The sequence below is a fragment of the Martelella mediterranea DSM 17316 genome (genome assembly GCF_002043005.1).
Classification (GTDB): domain Bacteria; phylum Pseudomonadota; class Alphaproteobacteria; order Rhizobiales; family Rhizobiaceae; genus Martelella; species Martelella mediterranea.
Genome location: NZ_CP020330.1, coordinates 526118 through 545296, shown reverse-complemented (window position 1 = coordinate 545296; position 19179 = coordinate 526118). Strand labels below are relative to the sequence as shown.

The window sequence follows — 19179 nt, the reverse complement described above, 5'->3', positions numbered from 1 at the left end:
CTACCGAAAATGTCTGTCTCTCAGACAGGAGTTGAATGAATGACGATACTGAAAAGCGCCGTGAACGCCGCGTCGCCTGAATTTGCTGAAAACCACGCCGCCATGGAGGCGCAGGCCGAAGTGATCCGCGTGGAAGCCGACCGGATCATGCAGGGCGGCAGCGAGGCATCGCGCGCGCGCCACCATGCCCGCGGGAAGCTTTTGCCGCGCGAACGCATTGCCGTGTTGCTGGACCCCGGTTCGCCGTTTCTCGAGGTCGGCCTGTTTGCGGCCAGTGGCCACTACAATGACGAAGTGCCCGCCGCCGGCGCGATCGCCGGGATCGGCAAGGTCGCCGGACGCGACTGCGTGATCCTGTGCAATGACGCGACGGTGAAGGGCGGGACCTATTTTCCGCTGACCGTGAAGAAGCATTTGCGGGCTCAGGAAATCGCCGAGGAGAACGCGCTGCCTTGCCTCTATCTTGTCGATAGCGGCGGCGCCAATCTCAACAATCAGGACGAGGTGTTTCCCGACCGGGATCACTTCGGCCGCATCTTCTACAATCAGGCGCGCATGAGCGCGAAGGGCATTGCCCAGATCGCCGTGGTGATGGGCTCGTGCACGGCGGGCGGCGCCTATGTGCCGGCGATGAGCGACCAGACCATCATCGTCCGCAATCAGGGCACGATCTTTCTGGCCGGCCCGCCGCTGGTGAAGGTTGCGACCGGCGAGGAGATCGATGCGGAGACGCTGGGCGGCGGGGACACCCATACCCGTCTTTCCGGCGTGGCCGATTATCTGGCCGATGACGACCGCCATGCGCTGGCGCTCGCCCGCGAGATCGTCTCGCATCTGGCGCCCGTGCCGGCATCCGGCGTTGACCTGCGCACGCCCCTCGCGCCGCTTTATCCGGCAGACGAGATCATGGGCGTGGTGCCGGCCAACGAGAAGACGCCCTATGACGTGCGCGAGATCATCGCCCGCATCGTCGACGGGTCCGATTTTGCAGAGTTCAAACCGCGCTACGGCACGACGCTTGTGACCGGCTTTGCCCATATCGATGGCGTGCCGGTGGGCATCATCGCCAATAATGGCGTGCTGTTTTCCGAAAGCTCGATCAAGGGGGCGCATTTCATCGAACTTTGCTGCCAGCGCAGGATTCCGCTTCTGTTCCTGCAGAACATCAACGGTTTCATGGTGGGCTCGAAATATGAGGCGGGCGGCATTGCGAGAGACGGCGCCAAGCTGGTCACGGCGGTTTCGACCGCTGCCGTGCCGAAGGTCACGGTGATCATCGGCGGCTCCTATGGCGCCGGCAATTACGGCATGTGCGGGCGCGCCTTCGGTCCGCGCTTCGTCTGGATGTGGCCGAATGCCCGCATCGCGGTGATGGGCGGCGCGCAGGCCGCCGGCGTGCTGGCCAATGTCAAGCGCGCCGGGATCGAGGCGCGCGGCGGCGAATGGTCCGAGGCGGAGGAGGCGGAATTCAAGCGCCCGACGCTTGAAATGTTCGATCGCCAGGCGCGGCCGCTCTATGCCTCATCCCGCCTTTGGGATGACGGCATCATCGACCCGCGTTCGACCCGTGATGTCGTGGCCCTTTCGCTGCGCGCCACGCTCAACACGCCCGTTGAGGATACCAAATTCGGCCTGTTCAGGATGTGATGATGCACGCTTGTTTCAAGAAGATACTGATTGCCAATCGCGGCGAGATCGCTTGCCGCGTTATCCGTACCGCCCGCCGCATGGGCATCGAGACGGTTGCCGTCTACTCGGATGCGGACCGCAACAGCCTTCACGTCGAGATGGCGGACGAGGCGGTTCATATCGGGCCTTCGCCAGTCGGGGAAAGCTATCTTGTCGGCGAACGGATCATCGCCGCAGCGCTGGAGACGGGCGCCGAGGCGATCCATCCGGGTTATGGCTTTCTCTCCGAGAATCCTGGCTTCGTCGATGCGGTCGAAGCTGCCGGTCTCACCTTCATAGGTCCGTCAGCCGATGCGATCCGGGCCATGGGGCTGAAGGATGCCGCCAAGGATCTGATGCAAAAGGCGGGCGTTCCTGTGGTGCCGGGCTATCAGGGAAACCGGCAGGAGCCGGAATTCCTGGCGGAGGAGGCCGAACGGATCGGCTATCCGGTGCTGATCAAGGCGCGCGCCGGCGGCGGCGGCAAGGGCATGCGCAAGGTCGAGCGGGCACAGGATTTTGCCGATGCGCTGAGATCCGCCGCCCGCGAGGCTTCCGCCGCCTTCGGCGACCCGCATGTGCTGATCGAGAAATTCATCACCGCGCCGCGCCATATCGAGGTGCAGGTCTTCGGCGACAGCCACGGCAATGTGGTTCATCTGTTCGAGCGCGACTGCTCGCTCCAGCGTCGCCACCAGAAGGTGATCGAGGAGGCGCCCGCGCCGGGCATGAGCGCGGAGATGCGCGCGGCAATGACCGGGGCCGCGGTGAAGGCCGCCGAGGCGATCGCCTATCGGGGAGCCGGTACGATCGAGTTCATCGCCGACGGCTCGGGGCCGCTCAGGCCCGATGGCTTCTGGTTCATGGAAATGAACACGCGGCTGCAGGTCGAGCATCCGGTCACCGAAATGATCACCGGCATCGATCTGGTCGAGTGGCAGTTGCTGGTTGCCGCCGGCGCGCCGCTGCCGTTTGCGCAGCCGGACATCGCCATCACGGGCCACGCCTTCGAGGCGCGGCTTTATGCCGAGGATCCGGCAAGGGACTTCATCCCCGTGACCGGCCGGCTGGAGCATCTGGAGTTTCCGCCAGAGGGGCGTTTCGACACCGGCGTGCGCACGGGCGATGCCATCACGCCGTTTTACGATCCGATGATCGCCAAGGTGATCACCCATGGCCCGGATCGCGAAACCGCGCTTGTCAGGCTGAGCACGATGCTCGATGGCACCCATGTCGCCGGAACGGCCACGAATGCGGCCTTTCTCTCCGCGCTTTCCCGGCAGCCGGGTTTTGTCGCCGGGGCGTTCGATACCGGGCTGATCGAACGCGAACTGGCGGACCTGACTGCAGCGGCGGCCGTGCCGGAAGAGCATGTGGCGCTTGCCGCCATTCTGGCGCTCGGCATTGATCCCGACATGCCGCATCTCGGCTGGCGCGCTTATGGCGAGGCCTTTCACGATGTCCGGCTGTCGGCGCGCGATCGGGCCTATGAGCGCTGCCTGTCGCTCGGCAAGAACGGCGGCATGACCCTTTCCGGCGGGGCTGAGCCCGTTGTGCTGGAGAACGTCGCCATCGGCAAGGCGGAGATCTCCGCCCGGCTTGGGCCCGCGCGAAAACAGATCTCGGCGCGGTTCGTGCGCGTGCCTCAGGCATCAGGCCTGCTGGTCTCCGTTCACATGAATGGCCGCACCGAGGACTTTGTGCTTGCCGATCAGCGCTCCGGCGCTGCTGCCGAGGCGGATGAGAGTCGCGCCGTGATCGCGCCGATGACGGGGACGATCGTGCAGCTTTCGGTCTCGGCCGGCGATGTGGTCGAGGCGGGGCAGAAGCTCGGCGTGATGGAGGCGATGAAGATGGAGACGGCGCTGGTCGCGCCGCTTTCCGGGCGCGTCGCAACCGTCGACTGCGCCGAGGGCGCAACGGTCTCGGATGGCGCGGTGCTGGTGACCTTCGAGGAGGAGGCATCGTGAGCGACCACGTCCGCATCTACGAGGTCGGGCCGCGCGACGGCCTGCAAAACGAGGACATGCTGATCCCGGCCGAGCGCAAGGTCGCGCTGATCGACCTGCTGTCACAGGCGGGCTTCGAAAAGATCGAGGCCACCAGCTTCGTGTCGCCGAAATGGGTGCCGCAGCTCGCCGATGCCGAAGCGGTGCTCGCCGGGATTACGCGAAAGCCCGGAACGGACTATGCCGCGCTGACCCCCAACATGAAGGGTTATGAACGGGCGCTGGCCGCGGGCGTGGATGAAGTCGCGGTCTTTGCCTCCGCGTCGGAAGGCTTCAGCCGGAAGAACATCAACTGCTCGATTGCCGAAAGCCTCGTGCGCTTTGCACCATTGCTGGACGCGGCGAAATCGGATGGCGTGCCCGTACGCGGCTATGTCTCCTGCGTGATCGCCTGCCCCTATGACGGGCCGGTTGCCTCGGAAGCGGTGCGCGATGTCGCGCAAGCGCTGTTCGACATGGGTTGCTACGAGGTTTCGCTCGGCGACACGATCGGCGCGGGAACGCCCGAGAGCGTTGCGACCATGCTGGAAACGGTCCTCCCAAGACTGCCGGCCGAGCGGCTGGCAGGCCATTTCCACGATACCCGCGACAATGCGCTCGACAATGTCATGGCCGCGCTTGCTCTGGGCCTGCGGGTCTTCGACAGCGCCGTTGGCGGGCTCGGCGGCTGCCCCTATGCGCCGGGCGCGAAGGGCAATCTGGCCACAGGGCCGCTTGTCGCGCTTCTGGAACAATCCGGCTTCAGCACCGGCATCGACCGCGAGGCGCTTGCCAAAGCCGAGCAATATCTTCGTTCAATCACCGCATCTGCCTGAGGGGGACCGCCATGTCAGATCAGTTCGAAACCATCTCCCTCAGCGTCGATGAACGGCAGGTCGCCACCGTCACGCTGGCCCGGCCCGACAAGCACAACGCCATGAACGCGACCATGATCGCCGAGCTTGCCGAGGTTGCAGCAGACCTTGCCGAGCGCAGCGATATCAGGGTCGTCGTGCTGGCCGCCGAGGGCCGTACCTTCTGCGCCGGCGGCGACCTCAACTGGATGCGCGCGCAAAGGGAAAAGGACCGGGCCGGCAAAATTGCCGAAGCGATGACGCTGGCGCGCATGCTGAAGCTCTGGAACGATCTGCCGAAACCGGTCATCGCCCGGGTGGAGGGTTCGGCCTATGGCGGCGGGCTTGGCCTGATCGCCGTCAGCGACATCGTCGTGGCGGCGGAAAACGCCCGCTTCGCGCTGACCGAAACCCGCCTTGGCCTGATCCCGGCCACGATCGGCCCCTTCGTCGTCCGCAAGTTCGGCGAGGCCTTCGCCCGTCAGGTGTTCTTCAGCGCCCGGCCTTTCGGTGCGGACTTCATGCACCGCGCCGGGGCCGTTGCCCGGGTGTGTCCGGCGGGCGACGTCGAGGCCGCGGTCGCGGAAGAGGTGGACGCCTGCCTGCAATGCGCGCCCGGCGCCGTTGCCGCGGCAAAGTCACTCTGCCTTTCGATCTCCGGCATGGATCCGTCCGAGGCGATGACCTTTTCCGCCGAAGCGCTTGCCGACCGCTGGGAAACCGATGAAGCTAAGGCCGGAATTGCCGCCTTCTTCGCCAGCCGGAAGAAGTGAGGAGCTTATTTTCTCGGTTCAACATCGGCTATAAGACAGTGTCCAATTCCTGCCCCCGGCGATACCAACACTCCCGAGGAAGTTCCTCCGGGAGTGTTTGTTTTTGCAGCCTTCCCAATGGCTTGCCGTTCCGTCCACGCCAGAATCTGACCCAGTTCGCCGTAAAGCGTGGCATTGATCTCCCCAAGTCCTGGACCGGGAGTGAGCACGATCTTCTCGATCAGCATCCGCAAAGCCTCAGCCGCTTCCTGGCGCTCGGCAGGGCGGTTCAGGGCTTGTGTGAGCTTTGCGACCTTCTTCGCATAGATCGCCGCTGCCGTCGGCAACAGGTCTGGTTTGTCCTCCGGCGCATCCGCCAAGAGTGAAGTCAATTCGGACTTCCGGGTTTCCAGGCCGGTCATCTTCTCCTTCATCGAAGGGTGATACATTCCGTCGGCAATGGCTTCGACAATCTGGGCGATATGTTTCTCGACTTTCGCGATTTCCACTGTAAGCGACAAGCGGGTCCCATCTGGCCGAGTGGTTTAGCGTTGGGATAACAGTGTCGGACATATTGAACTGCAGTGAGCTTCTATGTCTGCGCCTGGTCCTGAAACTAGAACTTTCCATATGATTGAAGCTGTCGCTGGCCGCTTCGAGGGTGTGCCTCGGCAGCTACGCCGACGCTGCTCTGATGATTTTAAGGCCCGAGCGGTGGCGGAGGCGCTCGAGCCAGGAGCAAATGTTTCGGCAATCTCGCGTCGACTGGACATCCATCCTAACTCTTTGACTGGCGTCGTGCAGTCCTGAATGCCCGGGCGGGTCTGAAGGAACCGACACGTCGTGAAGCTGTAGTGACAGAAGCCAGCGGCACATTGATCGAAGTTGTCATCGGCGAGGTAATCATACGTGCTCGGGCAGATGTCAGCGAAGCGCACTTGCGTCGGGTTATCCGTGCGGTGCGTTCGGCATGATCCCCGCGAGTGCGAAGGTCTTCCTTGCCAGCCATCCCGTCGACTTCCGCAAGGGACCGGACGGTTTGCTGTCTCTGGTGCGGGATGCCGGCAGCGATCCGTTCAACGGCGCGCTGTATGTCTTCCGGGCCAAACGCGCGGACAGGATCAAGATCGTCTGATGGGACGGGTCCGGCGTTTGCCTTTACGCCAAGCGGCTTGAGAAAGAGCAGTTCTGCTGGCCCCGCATGGGCCATAACCGGATTCATCTCAACCACGCCCAGCTTCCGGCGCTCATTGATGGCATGGACTGGAAGCGGGTTCGATCTCGGCCTGTCAAGCCGCCGGAGATCGTTGGCTAGAGCAATTCCAGGTGAAGTGGACACCGGTTCATCGTCCGGGATTGCGCCGAAACAAAAGGCCCTGCTGCGAAGTGAAACACCGGGCTGAAAAGGCAGGAAACCGGCGAAAACTGTGCTTTGGTAGCCCCATGACACCGCCCGCCTTCCAGCTTCCTGATAACATTGAATCGCTGAAAGCGTTGCGCTTTCCATGGCAGAAAAGGCGGCGCGCGCCGACGCTCTGGAAGCCGAGGTTGCCAATCTCAAGGCGCAAAACGCCGATGCCGATGAGCGCATTGGGCGGCTGATGCAGATCCTGAAAGCGTTCGATCGTGCCCGCTTCGGCCGGCGATCGGAAAAAAGCTGGGCTCCCCCGTCACTGACAACGAGCAGCAGGCTTTCGTCTTCGAGGAAATCGAGACCGGCATTGCTGCGATCAAGGCCGGGCTCAACAAGGGCCACGAGCGTGCCGGTGGCAAGCGTCCGCCGCGGCCGCGCGCCGCGCCATCTTTGAGCACTTCCTGAGCGATGGCCGCATCGAGCTCGACTCGAACATCGTTGAACGGGCAATCCGGCCCCAGGTCATAACGCGAAAGAACGCGCTGTTTGCCGGCAGCGACGGCGGCGGAAAGAGCTGGGCAACGATCGCTACGCTGCTGCAGACGGCAAAAATGAACAATGTTGATCCGAATGCCTGGCTTACCCAGACCCTCGAGCGCATCGCCAACGGTTGGCCAAGCAGTGAAATCGACGCGCGTGTGCCGTGGAACTACCACGCCTGAACGGCCTCGGCTTGCCGCTTGCGCTCCACTTTCCAAATATCCGTATTGGAGCGCCGCTCGCGGTTTAGACGGTTTGTCTCTTCCGCATAGGCGCGCATTGCCGTGATCTCGGGCGCCATCATGCGGTCCCTGATACCAGAGAGCACACGGCTCTCCAGTTCATCCTGCCGGATGGTGCGGCTATTGGAGCAGGTGCCTTTGCTGATGTGGTTGGAGCAGGCGAAGCGGCCTGCACCGCGCAGCGAATAGAAGGCCTCGTCGGCAATAGTTTCTCCTCCTATGTGCGCGACTATGATTTCAGCGTGGTGCTTCCTGAGCACAACAATGGAAGAGTCGGGGTTTCGGGCCGATGCGTTAGTGTCCGATCATCCATGGTCTGGCTGAGGGGAACGTCTTGGAGCCGTCGGCGCGATAGACGGTTTTTGGATTTTTGCCGCCGCCGGAGCAACACCCGCACCCAGGACCGTGCCCGAGCGATTTCGAGGTCTTGGGCGCGTTGGCCGAGCGTTCATTGGTGGCAAGCGCCGAGCGTGTTGCGCCATCCATCATCGCGAAGAACGGGGTGGTGAAGAAGGCGCGCGGCGATGCCGTTCCGCATTGCGGGCAATCGCACGGCTCGCCCGAAAGCGCCATTGGCCGGGTTTCGGTGAAGGAGCCGCAATCGGGGCAGTTGTAATCGTAGTTCGGCATTTTCTGGTCCTTGCGCTTCTGTTTAGGTCATGGGGCAATCCAATGAAGACGAAAGTCTTGCTGCACAGCCTCCAAATCTTCTCGCCCTGGAGAGGAGAGATGTCTCGAAAGCGACAGTGAGGGAGGAGTCCATCCCTACCAACGCCCTCGCAATTCGATATGCTGCTTCACCCTCACTGCCCCTTTCGGGGCATCTCTCCCGCAAGCGGGAGAGAGTATTGGGTGCAAGCTTCGACGCCTATATTCAGCCGTCAGGGTCTTCCGTGAGAATGACAGGCGGACAAAACAACCGGGGGCAGCCATGACGGCCGCCCCCGTCCTCCTCATCACAGATCCGGCGCGAGCGGCACGTCGATCGAGCTGTCGAGGAACTTCTTCGGTCCGTCGGAGCCCGGCGACATGTCGAATTCGAAGATATCGAGCGGCAGCCAGAGCGTGGCGCATGAGTTCGGAATATCGACCACGCCGGAGATATGCCCCTGCACCGGCGCGGTTCCCAGAATCGCATAGGCCTGGGCGCGGGTGAAGCCGAACTTGGTCATGTATTCGATCGCGTTGAGGCAGGCCTGGCGATAGGCGACATTGACGTCGAGATAATGCTGCTTGCCGCTTTCATCGACGGAGATGCCCTCGAAGATCAGGTAGTCGTCATATTTCGGCACGATCGGCGATGGCTTGAAGATCGGGTTCTTGATGCCGTATTTCGCCATGCCGCCCTTGATCAGGTTGACCTTGATATGCAGCCAGCCGGCCATTTCGATGGCGCCGCAGAAGGTGATTTCGCCATCGCCCTGGCTGAAGTGCAGGTCGCCCATGGAAAGGCCGGCGCCATCGACATAGACCGGAAAATAGATCTTCGATCCGCGCGACAGATCCTTGATGTCGCAATTGCCGCCATGTTCGCGCGGCGGCACGGTGCGGGCACCTTCGGCTGCCGCCTTGTCACGTTCCTCGCCCTTGAGCTTGCCCATATGCGCGGACTTGGTGTTGGGCAGTTCGCAAAGCGCGGGCACCCGGTTCGGGTCGGTATCCTTCAGCGCCTTTTCGCGGGAGTTCCACATGTCCAGCATCGGCCGGTCGGGAAGGCAGCCGATCAGGCCGGGATGGATAAGGCCGGCATAGCGCACGCCCGGCACGTGGCGCGACCTGGTGAACATGCCCTCGAAATCCCAGATCGATTTCTGCGCCTCGGGGAAATGCTCGGTCAGGAAACCGCCGCCGTTCTGCTTGGAGAAGAAACCGTTGAAGCCCCAGAGCATGTCTTCCTTGGTGCCGATATCGAGAATATCGACCACCAGAAGATCGCCGGGCTCGGCGCCCTTCACGCCGATCGGGCCGGAGAGATAGTGGACCTGTTCCAGTTCGACATCGCGCACGTCGGCGGCATCGTCGTCGTTCTTGATCTGGCCGCCGGTCCAGTCATAGGTTTCGACCTTGAAGTCGTCGCCGGGTTCGACCCAGCACGCCATCGGGATATCGGGATGCCAGCGGTTGTGGATCTGTTCGTTGGTGTGGGGCGATTGGCTGAGATCGACCTTGATCAGCGTATCGGTCATGTTCGCTACTCCTTCGATGTTTTGGGCAGTGGTTGGGGTCAGACGGAAAGGAAGCCGGCAACGCGGGCTTCATCGATGCCCGCGCGCGGGCTTTCGTGGACGATCTCGCCCTTCTCGATGACGAGCACGCGGTCGGCCATGTCGAGGGCGAAGCTCAGCACCTGTTCGGAAACGAGAATGGAAAGGCCCATCTCGTCGCGGATGCGGCAGAGCGTGCGGGCCATTTCCTTGATGATGGATGGCTGAATGCCCTCGGTCGGCTCGTCGAGCAGCAGCACCTTCGGCTTGGAGGCGAGCGCGCGGGCGATGGCGAGCTGCTGCTGCTGGCCGCCGGAAAGGTTGCCGCCGCGGCGGCCCTTCATTTCGAGCAGCACCGGAAACAGCTCGTAGATATGGTCTGGCACGGTGCGTTCGTCGGTCACGGTCAGCCCGGTCTCGATGTTTTCCTTCACCGTCATCGACGAGAAGATCATCCGCCCCTGCGGAACGTAGGCAAGGCCGGCGGCGACGCGCTGATAGCTTTCCATCTTCTCCACCGGCGTCTCGCCGATGCGGATGACGCCCGAAGACGAGGGCACAACCCCCATCAGCGATTTCATCAGCGTGGTCTTGCCCATGCCGTTGCGGCCCATGATGGCCACGATCTCGCCGGGCCGGAGCGCGAAATTCATGCCGTGGATGACTTCGCTCTGGCCGTAGCCGACATGCAGGTTCTCGATTGCGAGCATGACTTTGTCTCCTAATGGCCGAGATAGACTTCGATGACCTTGGGGTCGTTCTTCACATGCGCCATCGAGCCTTCCGACAGTACCTTGCCCTGGTGCATCACCGTCACCCGGTGGGCGATGTCCTCGACGAACTTCATGTCGTGCTCGATCACGATCACCGACTGGTTCCGGATGATGGTGTTCAAAAGCTCGGCGGTCTTGATGCGCTCGGCGACGCTCATGCCGGCGACGGGTTCGTCGAGCATCAGGAGCTTCGGGCTCTGGATCAGCAGCATGCCGATCTCCAGCCACTGTTTCTGGCCGTGGCTGAGGATCGCGGCCTCGGTGTCGAGGTGATCCTTGAGGAAGATCATCTCGGCAACATCCTCCACTCGGTCGACCACTTCAGCGTCGCGACGGAAGAACAGCGCGCCGAACACGTTGCGGCCGCGCGGGAAGGAAAGCTCCAGATTCTCGAACACCGTCAGGTCCTCGTAGATCGACGGGTTCTGGAACTTGCGACCGACGCCGGCGTGGACGATCCGGTGCTCGGCCATGCCGGTCAGTTCATGGCCGTCGAAGTTGATGCTGCCTTCGGTCGCCCTGGTGCGGCCGCAGATCAGGTCGAGCACGGTGGTCTTGCCGGCGCCGTTGGGGCCGATGATCACGCGGATTTCGCTTTCATCGACATAGAAGGAGAGGTCGTTGACCGCCTTGAATCCGTCGAAGGAGACGGTGAGGCGTTCGACGCTCAGGAGAAAGTCTTTCTGGGCTGTAGGGGCGTTCATGATCGTCGTCCTCACTGGGCCGGTTCGGTGGCGGGTGTGTCGTCGGAACGGGAGGAGCGGAACCTTCCGAAGGTGCGGCCGAGCGCGGGCTCCACATGGTCATGGAAGAGACCGGCGAGACCGTTGGGGAAGGCCATGACGACGCCGATGAACAGACCGCCCATGGCAAACAGCCAGAGTTCGGGGAAGCTCTCGGAAAACGTGGTCTTGGCATAGTTGACGATCAGCGCGCCGTAGATCGCGCCGAACAGCGACAGACGACCGCCGACCGCGCAGAAGATCACCATTTCGATCGAGGGCACGATGCCGACAAAGGAGGGCGACATGAAGCCGACCTGAAGCGTGAACATCGCCCCCCCGATCGCCGCGAGACCGGCGGACAGGCAGAAAATGAAGATCTTGAAATTGGCGACCGAATAGCCGGAGAACCGCACCCGGTCCTCCCGGTCGCGCATGGCGACCAGCAGCCGGCCGAATTTCGAGATTCGCACGCCTTGGGCCAGGATCAGGCAGGCGAGAAGAAGAAAGGCATTGACGAAATAGAGCACCACCTTGGCATCGTCGGTGCGGATATCCCAGCCAAGCAGGGTGCGAAGGTCGGTGATGCCGTTGACGCCGCCGGTATAGCCCTGCTGGCCGATGATCAGGATCGTCAGGATCGCCGCGATCGCCTGCGTTATGATCGCGAAATAGACCCCGCCGACGCGCCGCTTGAACATGGCGGCGCCGATGATGAAGGCGAAGATCATCGGCACGGCGATGATCGCGACCAGGGTGAAGGCGAGCGAGTGGAAGGGCTGCCACCAGAACGGCAATTGCGTTATCTGGTTCCAGTCCATGAAATCCGGAATGCCGGGCGTGGACTGGATGGCGGTTGCCTCCGGCGTCGAGGCCTCGAGCTTCAGGAACATCGCCATGCAGTAGCCGCCAAGGCCGAAGAAGATGCCCTGGCCGAGGCTCAGAATGCCGCCCATGCCCCAGCACAGCACAAGGCCGAGCGCGACGAAGGCATAGGTGAGATACTTACCGATCAGGTTCAGGCGGAACACATCGAGCAGGCTTGGCAACACCACGAGGATGAGGGCGGCGAGGATGAAGAAGGCCACCCACTCGCGCTTGGAAAACAACACGTCAAAGGCTTTCATGACTTTACTCCTCAGCGGCGGATCTTGAGGGTGAACAGGCCCTGCGGACGGATCATCAGGATGCAGACCACGGTGAGCAGGGTGAGGACCTTGGCCATCGATCCCGACAGGAAGAATTCGAGCGTCGACTGGGCCTGGCTGATGGTGAAGGCGGAAGCGATGGTGCCGATCAGGCTGCCCGCGCCGCCGAACACGACCACGAGGAAGGTATCGACGATATAGAGCTGTCCGGCGGTCGGGCCGGTCGAGCCGATCATGGTGAAGGCCGCGCCCGCAATGCCGGCAATGCCGCAGCCGAGACCGAAGGTCATGCGGTCGGCGCGCTTGGTGTTGATGCCGACGGCGCCGGCCATGACGCGGTTCTGCAGAACGGCGCGCACCTGCTTGCCCCAGGACGAGCGGAACATGATGAAATAGACGACGAAGGCGACGATGAAGGTCAGCACCATGACGAACAGACCGTTGATCGGAATCTCGATGATGCCGGTGAGCGCCAGCGAACCCATCATCCAGTCGGGAAGCGTGACGCCGACTTCGCGCGCGCCGAAAACGGAGCGGTAGATCTGCTGCAGGATCAGCGACAGGCCCCAGGTGGCGAGCAGCGTATCGAGCGGCCGTCGGTAGAGATGGCGGATCATTGCCCATTCCACCAGAACGCCGAGCGCAAAGGTGGCCATGAAGGCAAGGATCATTGCGATGAAGAAGTAGATCGGAAACAGCGCCGGCGCATATGCCGTCACCACATGCGAGCACATGTAGGTGACATAGGCGCCGAGGATCATGAACTCGCCATGGGCCATGTTGATGACGCCCATCTGGCCGAAGATGATGGCAAGGCCCAGCGCCATGAGCACGAAAACGGAGAACAGGCTGAGGCCCGCAAATCCCTGCATGGCCAGGATGGAAGAAAATTCGCCAATCGTATAGTCGCCAATCATCGTGGCCTCACGGGTTGGAAGCTTGGGTCTTTAGGTCGGTGGAAGGGCGCTGCCCGATTTTCCGGGCAGCGCAGGCAAGGCTTATTGGTAGCCTTCGGGGAACGGGTTCGGTTCCATCAGCTCTTCGGTCTCGTAGACCACTTCATACTGACCGTCCGCCAGGGCGTGGCCGACGCGGGTCTTGGACCACAGGTGATGATTGTCATGGATCTTCACATAGCCTTCCGGCGCGGAGGTCAGCTCGATGCCGGGCGAGGCTTCCTTGATCTTGTCGATGTCGAAGGAGCCGGCCTTTTCAACCGCGGCCTTCCACAGCCAGGGTCCGAGATAGGCAGCCTGGGTCACATCGCCGATGACGATGTCGTCGCCCCACATTTCCTTGAAGGCGGAGACGAATTCGGCGTTGTTGTCGTTGTCGAGGCTCTGGAAATACTTCATCGTGGCGTAGGCGCCGGTGATGTTCTCGCCGCCAATGCCGAGGATCTCGTCTTCGGTCACCGAGATGGTGAGCAGCAGTGGATCTTCCTCGGTGAGGTCGATGCCGGCAGCCTTGAGCTGCTTGTAGAAGGCAACGTTGGAGCCGCCGACGACGATCGCATAGATCACATCAGGCTTCTTCAGCTTGATCTTGTTGATGACCGAGTTGAACTGGGTGTGGCCGAGCGGATAATATTCCTCGCCGACGACTTCCAGACCGAGCTTTTCGATATGCTTGCGGGCGATCTTGTTGGAGGTGCGCGGCCAGATATAGTCGGAGCCGAGCAGGTAGAAGCTCTTGGCGCCCTTTTCCTTCGTGACCCAGTCGATGCCGGCGATGATCTGCTGGGTCGCTTCCTGACCGGTGTAGATCACGTTCGGGCTTTCTTCGAGACCCTCGTAGAAGGTCGGGTAGTAGAGCATGCCGTTATATTGCTCGAACACCGGCAGCACGGCCTTGCGGGAGGCCGAGGTCCAGCAGCCGAACACGGCGGCGACCTTGTCCTGCACCAGAAGCTTCTTGGCCTTTTCCGCAAAGGTCGGCCAGTCCGAAGCGCCGTCTTCCTGGATGTATTCGATCTGGCGGCCCAGAACGCCGCCCATGGCGTTGATCTGTTCGATGGCAAGCTTCTCCGCCTGAACGGAGCCGGTCTCGCTGATCGCCATCGTGCCGGTGACGGAGTGGAGGATGCCGACCGTTACGGTATCGTCGGTGACGGCAAGCCCGGTCGTGTTGACCTCGGCGGTGGGGTATTCCTGCGCCGCGATCGGGAACGCCGAAGTGGCGATCAACGGCAGCGCCGCTAGCCCGGCGAGCAGGGCCCGTCGCGCTATCGATAGCGTATGTTTGTGAAGTTCATCCCTCATGGCAGAGCCTCTTCGTGTCTCTAGGTTTCGGAACTCGCGCTGGCTCATCGCCAACTGTCGCGAGTGTCGTCAGGAATGATGCGGCGCAACAATGGAGCGTTTGACGTATTGGCCCTGGAGCGTTTTGCCCGTAGCGTCAGGGCAGATAAGCGAGCGATGCGATTATCGGCCTGAAACGGCGGCGATATTGGGAATGGGGCAAATGACCGGACCGCCGATCGGATACCGCGAATTTTTTTGGTCAATCGCAGAGCGCGCAGATGGAACGGAAATTGCGTCCTGGACGACGTGGGGCCGTGCCGATGAAGGGGATCTGATGACGGGGGATACCGGAGCTTGACCACCGCCGAGCGCATACCGCGCAATCGCCGGACCTATAACAAGTGGGTCGCCAACCAGACGCTGGAAGACTATGCGCTCCGCTTCACCGCCTACAAGGTCAGGCGGTTTTCGAGCTGGCGGATCGCCAATACGGCGATCGGTGCGATCTCGTTTCTGGCGCTGGAGGCAATCGGCGGCGCGATCACGCTGAACTACGGTTTTGCCAATGCCGTGACCGCGATCGTGGTGAGCTGCGTGATCATCTTCCTGATGGGCGTGCCGATTGCCTATAATGCCGCCAAATACGGCGTCGATATCGACCTTCTGACGCGCGGTGCGGGTTTCGGCTATATCGGCTCGACCGTCACCTCGCTGATCTACGCGACCTTTACCTTCATCTTCTTCGCCATCGAGGCTGCTATCGTCGCGACCGCGTTGCAGCTCTGCACCGGCCTGCCGTTATCGATCGGCTATATCCTCAGCGCGCTGGTGATCATTCCCCTCGTCACCCATGGCGTCACCTTCATCAGCCGGTTCCAGGCGTGGACCCAGCCCTTCTGGGTGGTGCTGCAATTGGCGCCCTTCATCTTCATCGCCACCCAAAGTCACTCTGCGGTTCGCCAATGGACCGGCTATTCGGGGCTGTGGGGCAATTCGGATGGCAGCCCGGACATCGTCCATTTCGGCGCGGCCTCCGCGGTGCTGTTCTCGCTGGTGGCGCAGATCGGCGAGCAGGTCGACTTCCTGCGCTTCCTTCCGCGCCGTACGAAGGACAATCCTCTGCGCTGGTGGGCAGCGCTTTTCGCGGCCGGGCCCGGCTGGATCGTGATCGGCGGGCTCAAGATCCTCGGCGGCTCGTTCCTGGCCTTCTTCGCCTTCCAGCAGGGCGTGTTGTTCCACGAGGCCTCCGACCCGACGCAGATGTATCTGAGCGTGTTCCGCGAAATGCTGGGCTCGCCGGAACTGGCGCTCGGCCTTGCCGGCATCTTCGTGGTGATCTGCCAGATGAAGATCAACGTCACCAATTCCTATGCCGGCTCGATCGCCTGGTCGAATTTCTTCTCGCGGCTGACCCATAGCCATCCCGGCCGCGTGGTGTGGCTGGTGTTCAACGTCATGCTCGGCCTGCTGCTGATGGAGTTCGGCGTCTACAAGGCGCTGGAACAGACGCTCGGCCTTTATTCGATCGTCGCGGTCGCCTGGATGGCCGCGATCGTCGCCGATCTGGTGATCAACAAGCCGCTCGGGCTTTCGCCCCAGGGCATCGAATTCAAACGCGCCCATCTCTACGACATCAACCCGGTCGGTTTCGGATCGATGTGCATGGCCGTCCTTGCCGGGCTCGCGGCCTATTTCGGTTTCTTCGGCGAAACGCTTGCCCATGTCTACATCTACGTCGCGCTGATCTCCGCCTTCGTGCTCTCGCCCGCGATCGCGCTTGCCACAGGCAGCCGCTACTACATTGCCCGCAAGCCGCCATCCGACTGGCAAAGCGGCGCGATGATCCAGTGCTGCCTGTGCGAGCACCATTTCGACAGCGAGGACATGGCGCGCTGCCCTGTCTATTCCGGGCCGATCTGCTCGCTGTGCTGCACGCTCGATGCCCGCTGCGGCGATGCCTGCAAGACCAATGCGCGGCTGAAGGATCAGGTCCGTTCGTTCGCGACCGCCTTCCTGCCGCAGAGCCTTGCCGCCTTCGTCGAAAGCCGGCTGGCGCGCTACATCGCGGTCCAGACCATCGTCACGGCGCTGATTGGAACCGTGTTCTGGCTGATCTATTTCCAGTCGACCTTCGATCCGGCACTGCCCGCCCAGCATATCGCGGCAGTGATGTGGAAGCTGTTCGTCATCCTGTTCATCATCTCCGGCATCATCGTCTGGCTGTTCGTGCTGGCGCAGGAGAGCCGCAATTTCGCCGAGGACGAATCCCGCAAGCACACGCGCATGCTGATGGACGAAATCATCGCCCATGACGAGACCGGAAAATTGCTGCAGAAGGCCAAGGAACAGGCCGAATCCGCCAATCAGGCAAAGAGCAAATATGTCGTCGGCCTTAGCCACGAACTGCGCACGCCGCTTTCGGCAATCCTCGGCTATGCGCAATTGCTGGAGCGGCAGAAAGGCCTGCCGGTCTACATCCACAATGCGGCGCGCACCATCAAGAGGAGCGGCGAGCATCTGGCCGACATGATCGAGGGCCTGCTCGACATTTCGAAGATCGAGGCCGGAAGGCTCGAGATATTCCGCCACAAGATCGCACTCCGTCCCTTCCTCGACCAGATCGTCGACATGTTCTCGCTGCAGGCGCAGGCCAAGGGCATCGGCTTTGAATTCCACGCTACCTCAAACGTGCCGGATTACGTCTTCACCGACGACAAACGGCTGAGGCAGGTGCTGATCAACCTCCTGTCGAACGCCATCAAATTCACCGATCACGGCGAGGTGCGCCTGACGCTGTCCTATCGCGGCCAGGTGGCGACCTTCGAGATCGAGGATACCGGGATCGGCATCTCCGATAGCGATATCGAGCGCGTGTTTCTGCCGTTCGAGCGCGCCGAGCAGCCAGCCAATTCCTCGCGCCCGCCGGGCACGGGTCTCGGGCTCACGATCACCAAGCTTCTCGTCGACATCATGGGCGGGGAGCTGGTGGTGCGCTCGACCGTCGGCAAGGGCACCTATGTGGCGATCCGGCTGATGTTGTCGTCGGCCAAGGAGCCGGTCGAGAACTCCTCGTCAATCTCCGCGATCAGCGGTTATGAGGGGCCGCGGCGCACCATTCTGGTCGCTGACGACGACCCGGCCCAGCGCGCGCTGCTGGAAGACGTGCTGCGGCCACTCGGCTTCAGCGTGATCACGGTCTCCGACGGACCGGCCTGCCTTTCGGCGCTGGCGCTTTATGCACCCGACCTCGTTATCCTCGATGTCGCCATGCCGACCATGACGGGCTGGGAGGTGGCGCGCCAGGTGCGCAAGCGTTTCGACCGTGACCTGCCGATCCTGATGGTCTCCGCCGATGCCGGCAACGAGCGCACGCGCCCGGAATATTCCGGCCTGTGCGACGCCTATCTGGTCAAGCCGTTCAGCTTCGAGGAACTGTTCGAGCACTTCTCCACGCTGATCCCGCTGACCTGGACGGATGATGACCACAGGGCGGACCTGCTCGAGGTGCGAACGGCGTTTTCGTCCGAGGAACTGCCGGAGGCGAGCAAGCTCAAGCAGCTCCACACACTCGCCCGGATGGGGTTCATCCGCTCGATCGAGGCGATGCTGAGCGAGATCGAGATTTCCACGCCTGCCACGGCAACCTTCTGCGGCCATATGCGCCAACTGCTCGATGATCACAGGTTGCACGATTTTTTGTCTGTCCTTGATGAGGTGAACCATGCCTGAGAAAACGGAAACAAGCCGGGTTCTGGTGGTCGATGATTCCGCCGACGCCCTGTTCATGCTCTCGGATGCTCTGAAGCTTGAGGGGATGGATGTCCTGACCTGCAACAGCGGCCGGCAGGCAATCTCGCTGGCCAACAGCACCGCCCCCGATATCGTGCTGATGGACGCGATCATGCCGGGGCTGGACGGTTTCGAGACCTGCCAGATCCTGAAGGCGGAGCAGGGTTTTGAGGATACGCCGGTGATTTTCATGACCGGCTTCAACGAGAGTGAACATGTGGTGAGAGCGCTGACGGCGGGCGGGGTCGATTTTATCAGCAAGCCGATCATGCTCGACCAGCTGTTTGCCCGCATGCGGGTGCATCTTGGCAATGCCAGGCGCGCCCGCTCCGCCCGCAAGGCGCTCGATTCCACCGGGCGCTGGATTGTTGCCTGCGACCGCAACGGCAAGATCTTCTGGTCCACGCCTCAGGCCGCGGAGCTGATGCAGCGCGCCGGCATCCGCGCCGACCAGAATGCATACCTGCCCTGGGAGATCGTCGCGTGGTTGTCGGAAACCGAGGGGCAGAATGCCGCCGGCAACGAGAGCACGCGCTTTTCCCGCAACGGCCACGACATGGAGTTCCGCCTGCTCTCCGACGACGACAACGAGGAGGTCCTGCTGCGGCTGGTCGACCGCCAGCGCGGCACTGACGAGGAGCAACTCGCCAAGGCCTTCGGCGTGACGCTCAGGGAAGCAGAGGTGCTGCTCTGGATCGCCCACGGCAAGACCAACAAGGAGATCGCCGACATCCTCGTCATGTCGCCGCGCACCGTCAACAAGCATCTGGAGCAGATCTTCAACAAGCTCATGGTCGACAAGCGAACATCAGCGGCGACCATGGCTGTCAGGGTGCTGTGGCGCGATAGCTAGAGTTAATCCGACCGGAGCGAAGCGAAGATCGACAAGATCTCAAACAAAT

15 protein-coding genes and 4 pseudogenes are annotated in these 19179 nt (G+C 62.1%); 11 read left to right on the top strand and 8 right to left on the bottom strand.

What is annotated here, in order from left to right:
- Positions 1-39 precede the first annotated feature (39 nt).
- The 4 genes from Mame_RS02500 to Mame_RS02485 are packed head-to-tail and all read left to right on the top strand — an operon-like array spanning position 40 to position 5283.
- Positions 40-1647: a carboxyl transferase domain-containing protein gene (locus tag Mame_RS02500; RefSeq protein ID WP_018066303.1), complete on the top strand. Its 1608-nt coding sequence runs from the start codon at positions 40-42 to the stop codon at positions 1645-1647.
- Entirely contained in the window at positions 1647-3638 is a 1992-nt protein-coding gene (locus Mame_RS02495; protein WP_018066304.1) for an acetyl/propionyl/methylcrotonyl-CoA carboxylase subunit alpha, read from the top strand. The genes Mame_RS02500 and Mame_RS02495 overlap by 1 nt, the downstream gene beginning before the upstream one ends.
- Positions 3635-4492: a hydroxymethylglutaryl-CoA lyase gene (locus Mame_RS02490; protein ID WP_018066305.1), complete on the top strand. Its 858-nt coding sequence runs from the start codon at positions 3635-3637 to the stop codon at positions 4490-4492. Before Mame_RS02495 ends, Mame_RS02490 begins: the two co-directional genes overlap by 4 nt.
- Before the next feature lie 11 nt (positions 4493-4503).
- The gene (locus Mame_RS02485; protein ID WP_018066306.1) at positions 4504-5283 is read left to right on the top strand and encodes an enoyl-CoA hydratase-related protein; all 780 of its coding nucleotides are present in this window, start codon (positions 4504-4506) and stop codon (positions 5281-5283) included.
- A 5-nt stretch (positions 5284-5288) separates the two neighbouring features.
- Here Mame_RS02485 and Mame_RS02480 read toward each other — a convergent pair whose 3' ends face one another.
- Positions 5289-5783 (bottom strand): hypothetical protein, encoded by a 495-nt coding sequence (locus tag Mame_RS02480; protein WP_018066307.1) that lies wholly within the window; start codon positions 5781-5783, stop codon positions 5289-5291.
- Positions 5784-5856: 73 nt separating this feature from the next.
- Here Mame_RS02480 and Mame_RS27660 point away from each other — a divergent pair, with 73 nt between their 5' ends.
- The 5 genes and pseudogenes from Mame_RS27660 to Mame_RS27650 all read left to right on the top strand — a co-directional run.
- On the top strand, positions 5857-6072 hold the full coding sequence (locus Mame_RS27660; RefSeq protein WP_079920673.1) for a transposase: 216 nt from the start codon (positions 5857-5859) through the stop codon (positions 6070-6072).
- 160 nt (positions 6073-6232) lie between these two features.
- Positions 6233-6577: pseudogene (gene tnpB / locus Mame_RS27220) on the top strand (IS66 family insertion sequence element accessory protein TnpB).
- Positions 6578-6705: 128 nt separating this feature from the next.
- Positions 6706-7054, top strand: a pseudogene (locus tag Mame_RS27765) (transposase domain-containing protein); the annotation flags it as partial.
- Positions 7045-7338: pseudogene (locus Mame_RS27655) on the top strand (transposase domain-containing protein); the annotation flags it as partial. The pseudogenes Mame_RS27765 and Mame_RS27655, both read left to right, overlap by 10 nt.
- A 206-nt stretch (positions 7339-7544) precedes the next feature.
- Positions 7545-7628, top strand: a pseudogene (locus Mame_RS27650) (hypothetical protein); the annotation flags it as partial.
- A 64-nt stretch (positions 7629-7692) separates the two neighbouring features.
- Here Mame_RS27650 and Mame_RS02450 read toward each other — a convergent pair.
- The 7 genes from Mame_RS02450 to urtA all read right to left on the bottom strand — a co-directional run bounded on the left by Mame_RS02450 (position 7693) and on the right by urtA (position 14506).
- The gene (locus tag Mame_RS02450) at positions 7693-8028 is read right to left on the bottom strand and encodes an FmdB family zinc ribbon protein (RefSeq protein WP_018067183.1); all 336 of its coding nucleotides are present in this window, start codon (positions 8026-8028) and stop codon (positions 7693-7695) included.
- A gap of 326 nt (positions 8029-8354) precedes the next feature.
- Positions 8355-9584, bottom strand: coding sequence for a formamidase (gene fmdA / locus Mame_RS02445; RefSeq protein WP_018067184.1), 1230 nt, complete (start codon positions 9582-9584; stop codon positions 8355-8357).
- 38 nt (positions 9585-9622) lie between these two features.
- Positions 9623-10312 carry an urea ABC transporter ATP-binding subunit UrtE gene (gene urtE, locus Mame_RS02440; RefSeq protein ID WP_018067185.1) on the bottom strand — a complete coding sequence of 230 codons (690 nt, stop codon included), beginning with the start codon at positions 10310-10312 and terminating at the stop codon, positions 9623-9625.
- A gap of 11 nt (positions 10313-10323) precedes the next feature.
- Positions 10324-11079: an urea ABC transporter ATP-binding protein UrtD gene (urtD, locus tag Mame_RS02435; protein WP_018067186.1), complete on the bottom strand. Its 756-nt coding sequence runs from the start codon at positions 11077-11079 to the stop codon at positions 10324-10326.
- 11 nt (positions 11080-11090) lie between these two features.
- Positions 11091-12224, bottom strand: a complete 1134-nt coding sequence (gene urtC, locus Mame_RS02430; protein WP_018067187.1) for an urea ABC transporter permease subunit UrtC — start codon at positions 12222-12224, stop codon at positions 11091-11093.
- Between the two features lie 11 nt (positions 12225-12235).
- Entirely contained in the window at positions 12236-13162 is a 927-nt protein-coding gene (gene urtB, locus Mame_RS02425) for an urea ABC transporter permease subunit UrtB (RefSeq protein ID WP_018067188.1), read from the bottom strand.
- An 81-nt stretch (positions 13163-13243) separates the two neighbouring features.
- Positions 13244-14506 carry an urea ABC transporter substrate-binding protein gene (gene urtA / locus Mame_RS02420; RefSeq protein ID WP_018067189.1) on the bottom strand — a complete coding sequence of 421 codons (1263 nt, stop codon included), beginning with the start codon at positions 14504-14506 and terminating at the stop codon, positions 13244-13246.
- A gap of 336 nt (positions 14507-14842) precedes the next feature.
- On the opposite strand from urtA, the gene Mame_RS02415 reads away from it, so the two are divergent.
- The gene (locus Mame_RS02415) at positions 14843-18217 is read left to right on the top strand and encodes an ATP-binding protein (protein WP_018067190.1); all 3375 of its coding nucleotides are present in this window, start codon (positions 14843-14845) and stop codon (positions 18215-18217) included.
- Positions 18210-19130: a response regulator transcription factor gene (locus Mame_RS02410; protein WP_018067191.1), complete on the top strand. Its 921-nt coding sequence runs from the start codon at positions 18210-18212 to the stop codon at positions 19128-19130. Before Mame_RS02415 ends, Mame_RS02410 begins: the two co-directional genes overlap by 8 nt.
- The last annotated feature ends 49 nt before the right edge of the window (positions 19131-19179 follow it).

Excerpts from the sequence above, each read along its gene's own strand:
- Mame_RS27660 (WP_079920673.1), top strand. The coding sequence starts at position 5,857 with ATGTCTGCGCCTGGTCCTGAAACTAGAACTTTCCATATGATTGAAGCT.
- Mame_RS02500 (WP_018066303.1), top strand. The coding sequence starts at position 40 with ATGACGATACTGAAAAGCGCCGTGAACGCCGCGTCGCCTGAATTTGCT.
- urtC (WP_018067187.1), bottom strand. The coding sequence starts at position 12,224 with ATGAAAGCCTTTGACGTGTTGTTTTCCAAGCGCGAGTGGGTGGCCTTC.
- Mame_RS02485 (WP_018066306.1), top strand. The coding sequence starts at position 4,504 with ATGTCAGATCAGTTCGAAACCATCTCCCTCAGCGTCGATGAACGGCAG.
- Mame_RS02410 (WP_018067191.1), top strand. The coding sequence starts at position 18,210 with ATGCCTGAGAAAACGGAAACAAGCCGGGTTCTGGTGGTCGATGATTCC.
- Mame_RS02450 (WP_018067183.1), bottom strand. The coding sequence starts at position 8,028 with ATGCCGAACTACGATTACAACTGCCCCGATTGCGGCTCCTTCACCGAA.
- urtB (WP_018067188.1), bottom strand. The coding sequence starts at position 13,162 with ATGATTGGCGACTATACGATTGGCGAATTTTCTTCCATCCTGGCCATG.
- urtD (WP_018067186.1), bottom strand. The coding sequence starts at position 11,079 with ATGAACGCCCCTACAGCCCAGAAAGACTTTCTCCTGAGCGTCGAACGC.
- fmdA (WP_018067184.1), bottom strand. The coding sequence starts at position 9,584 with ATGACCGATACGCTGATCAAGGTCGATCTCAGCCAATCGCCCCACACC.
- urtE (WP_018067185.1), bottom strand. The coding sequence starts at position 10,312 with ATGCTCGCAATCGAGAACCTGCATGTCGGCTACGGCCAGAGCGAAGTC.
- urtA (WP_018067189.1), bottom strand. The coding sequence starts at position 14,506 with ATGAGGGATGAACTTCACAAACATACGCTATCGATAGCGCGACGGGCC.
- Mame_RS02495 (WP_018066304.1), top strand. The coding sequence starts at position 1,647 with ATGATGCACGCTTGTTTCAAGAAGATACTGATTGCCAATCGCGGCGAG.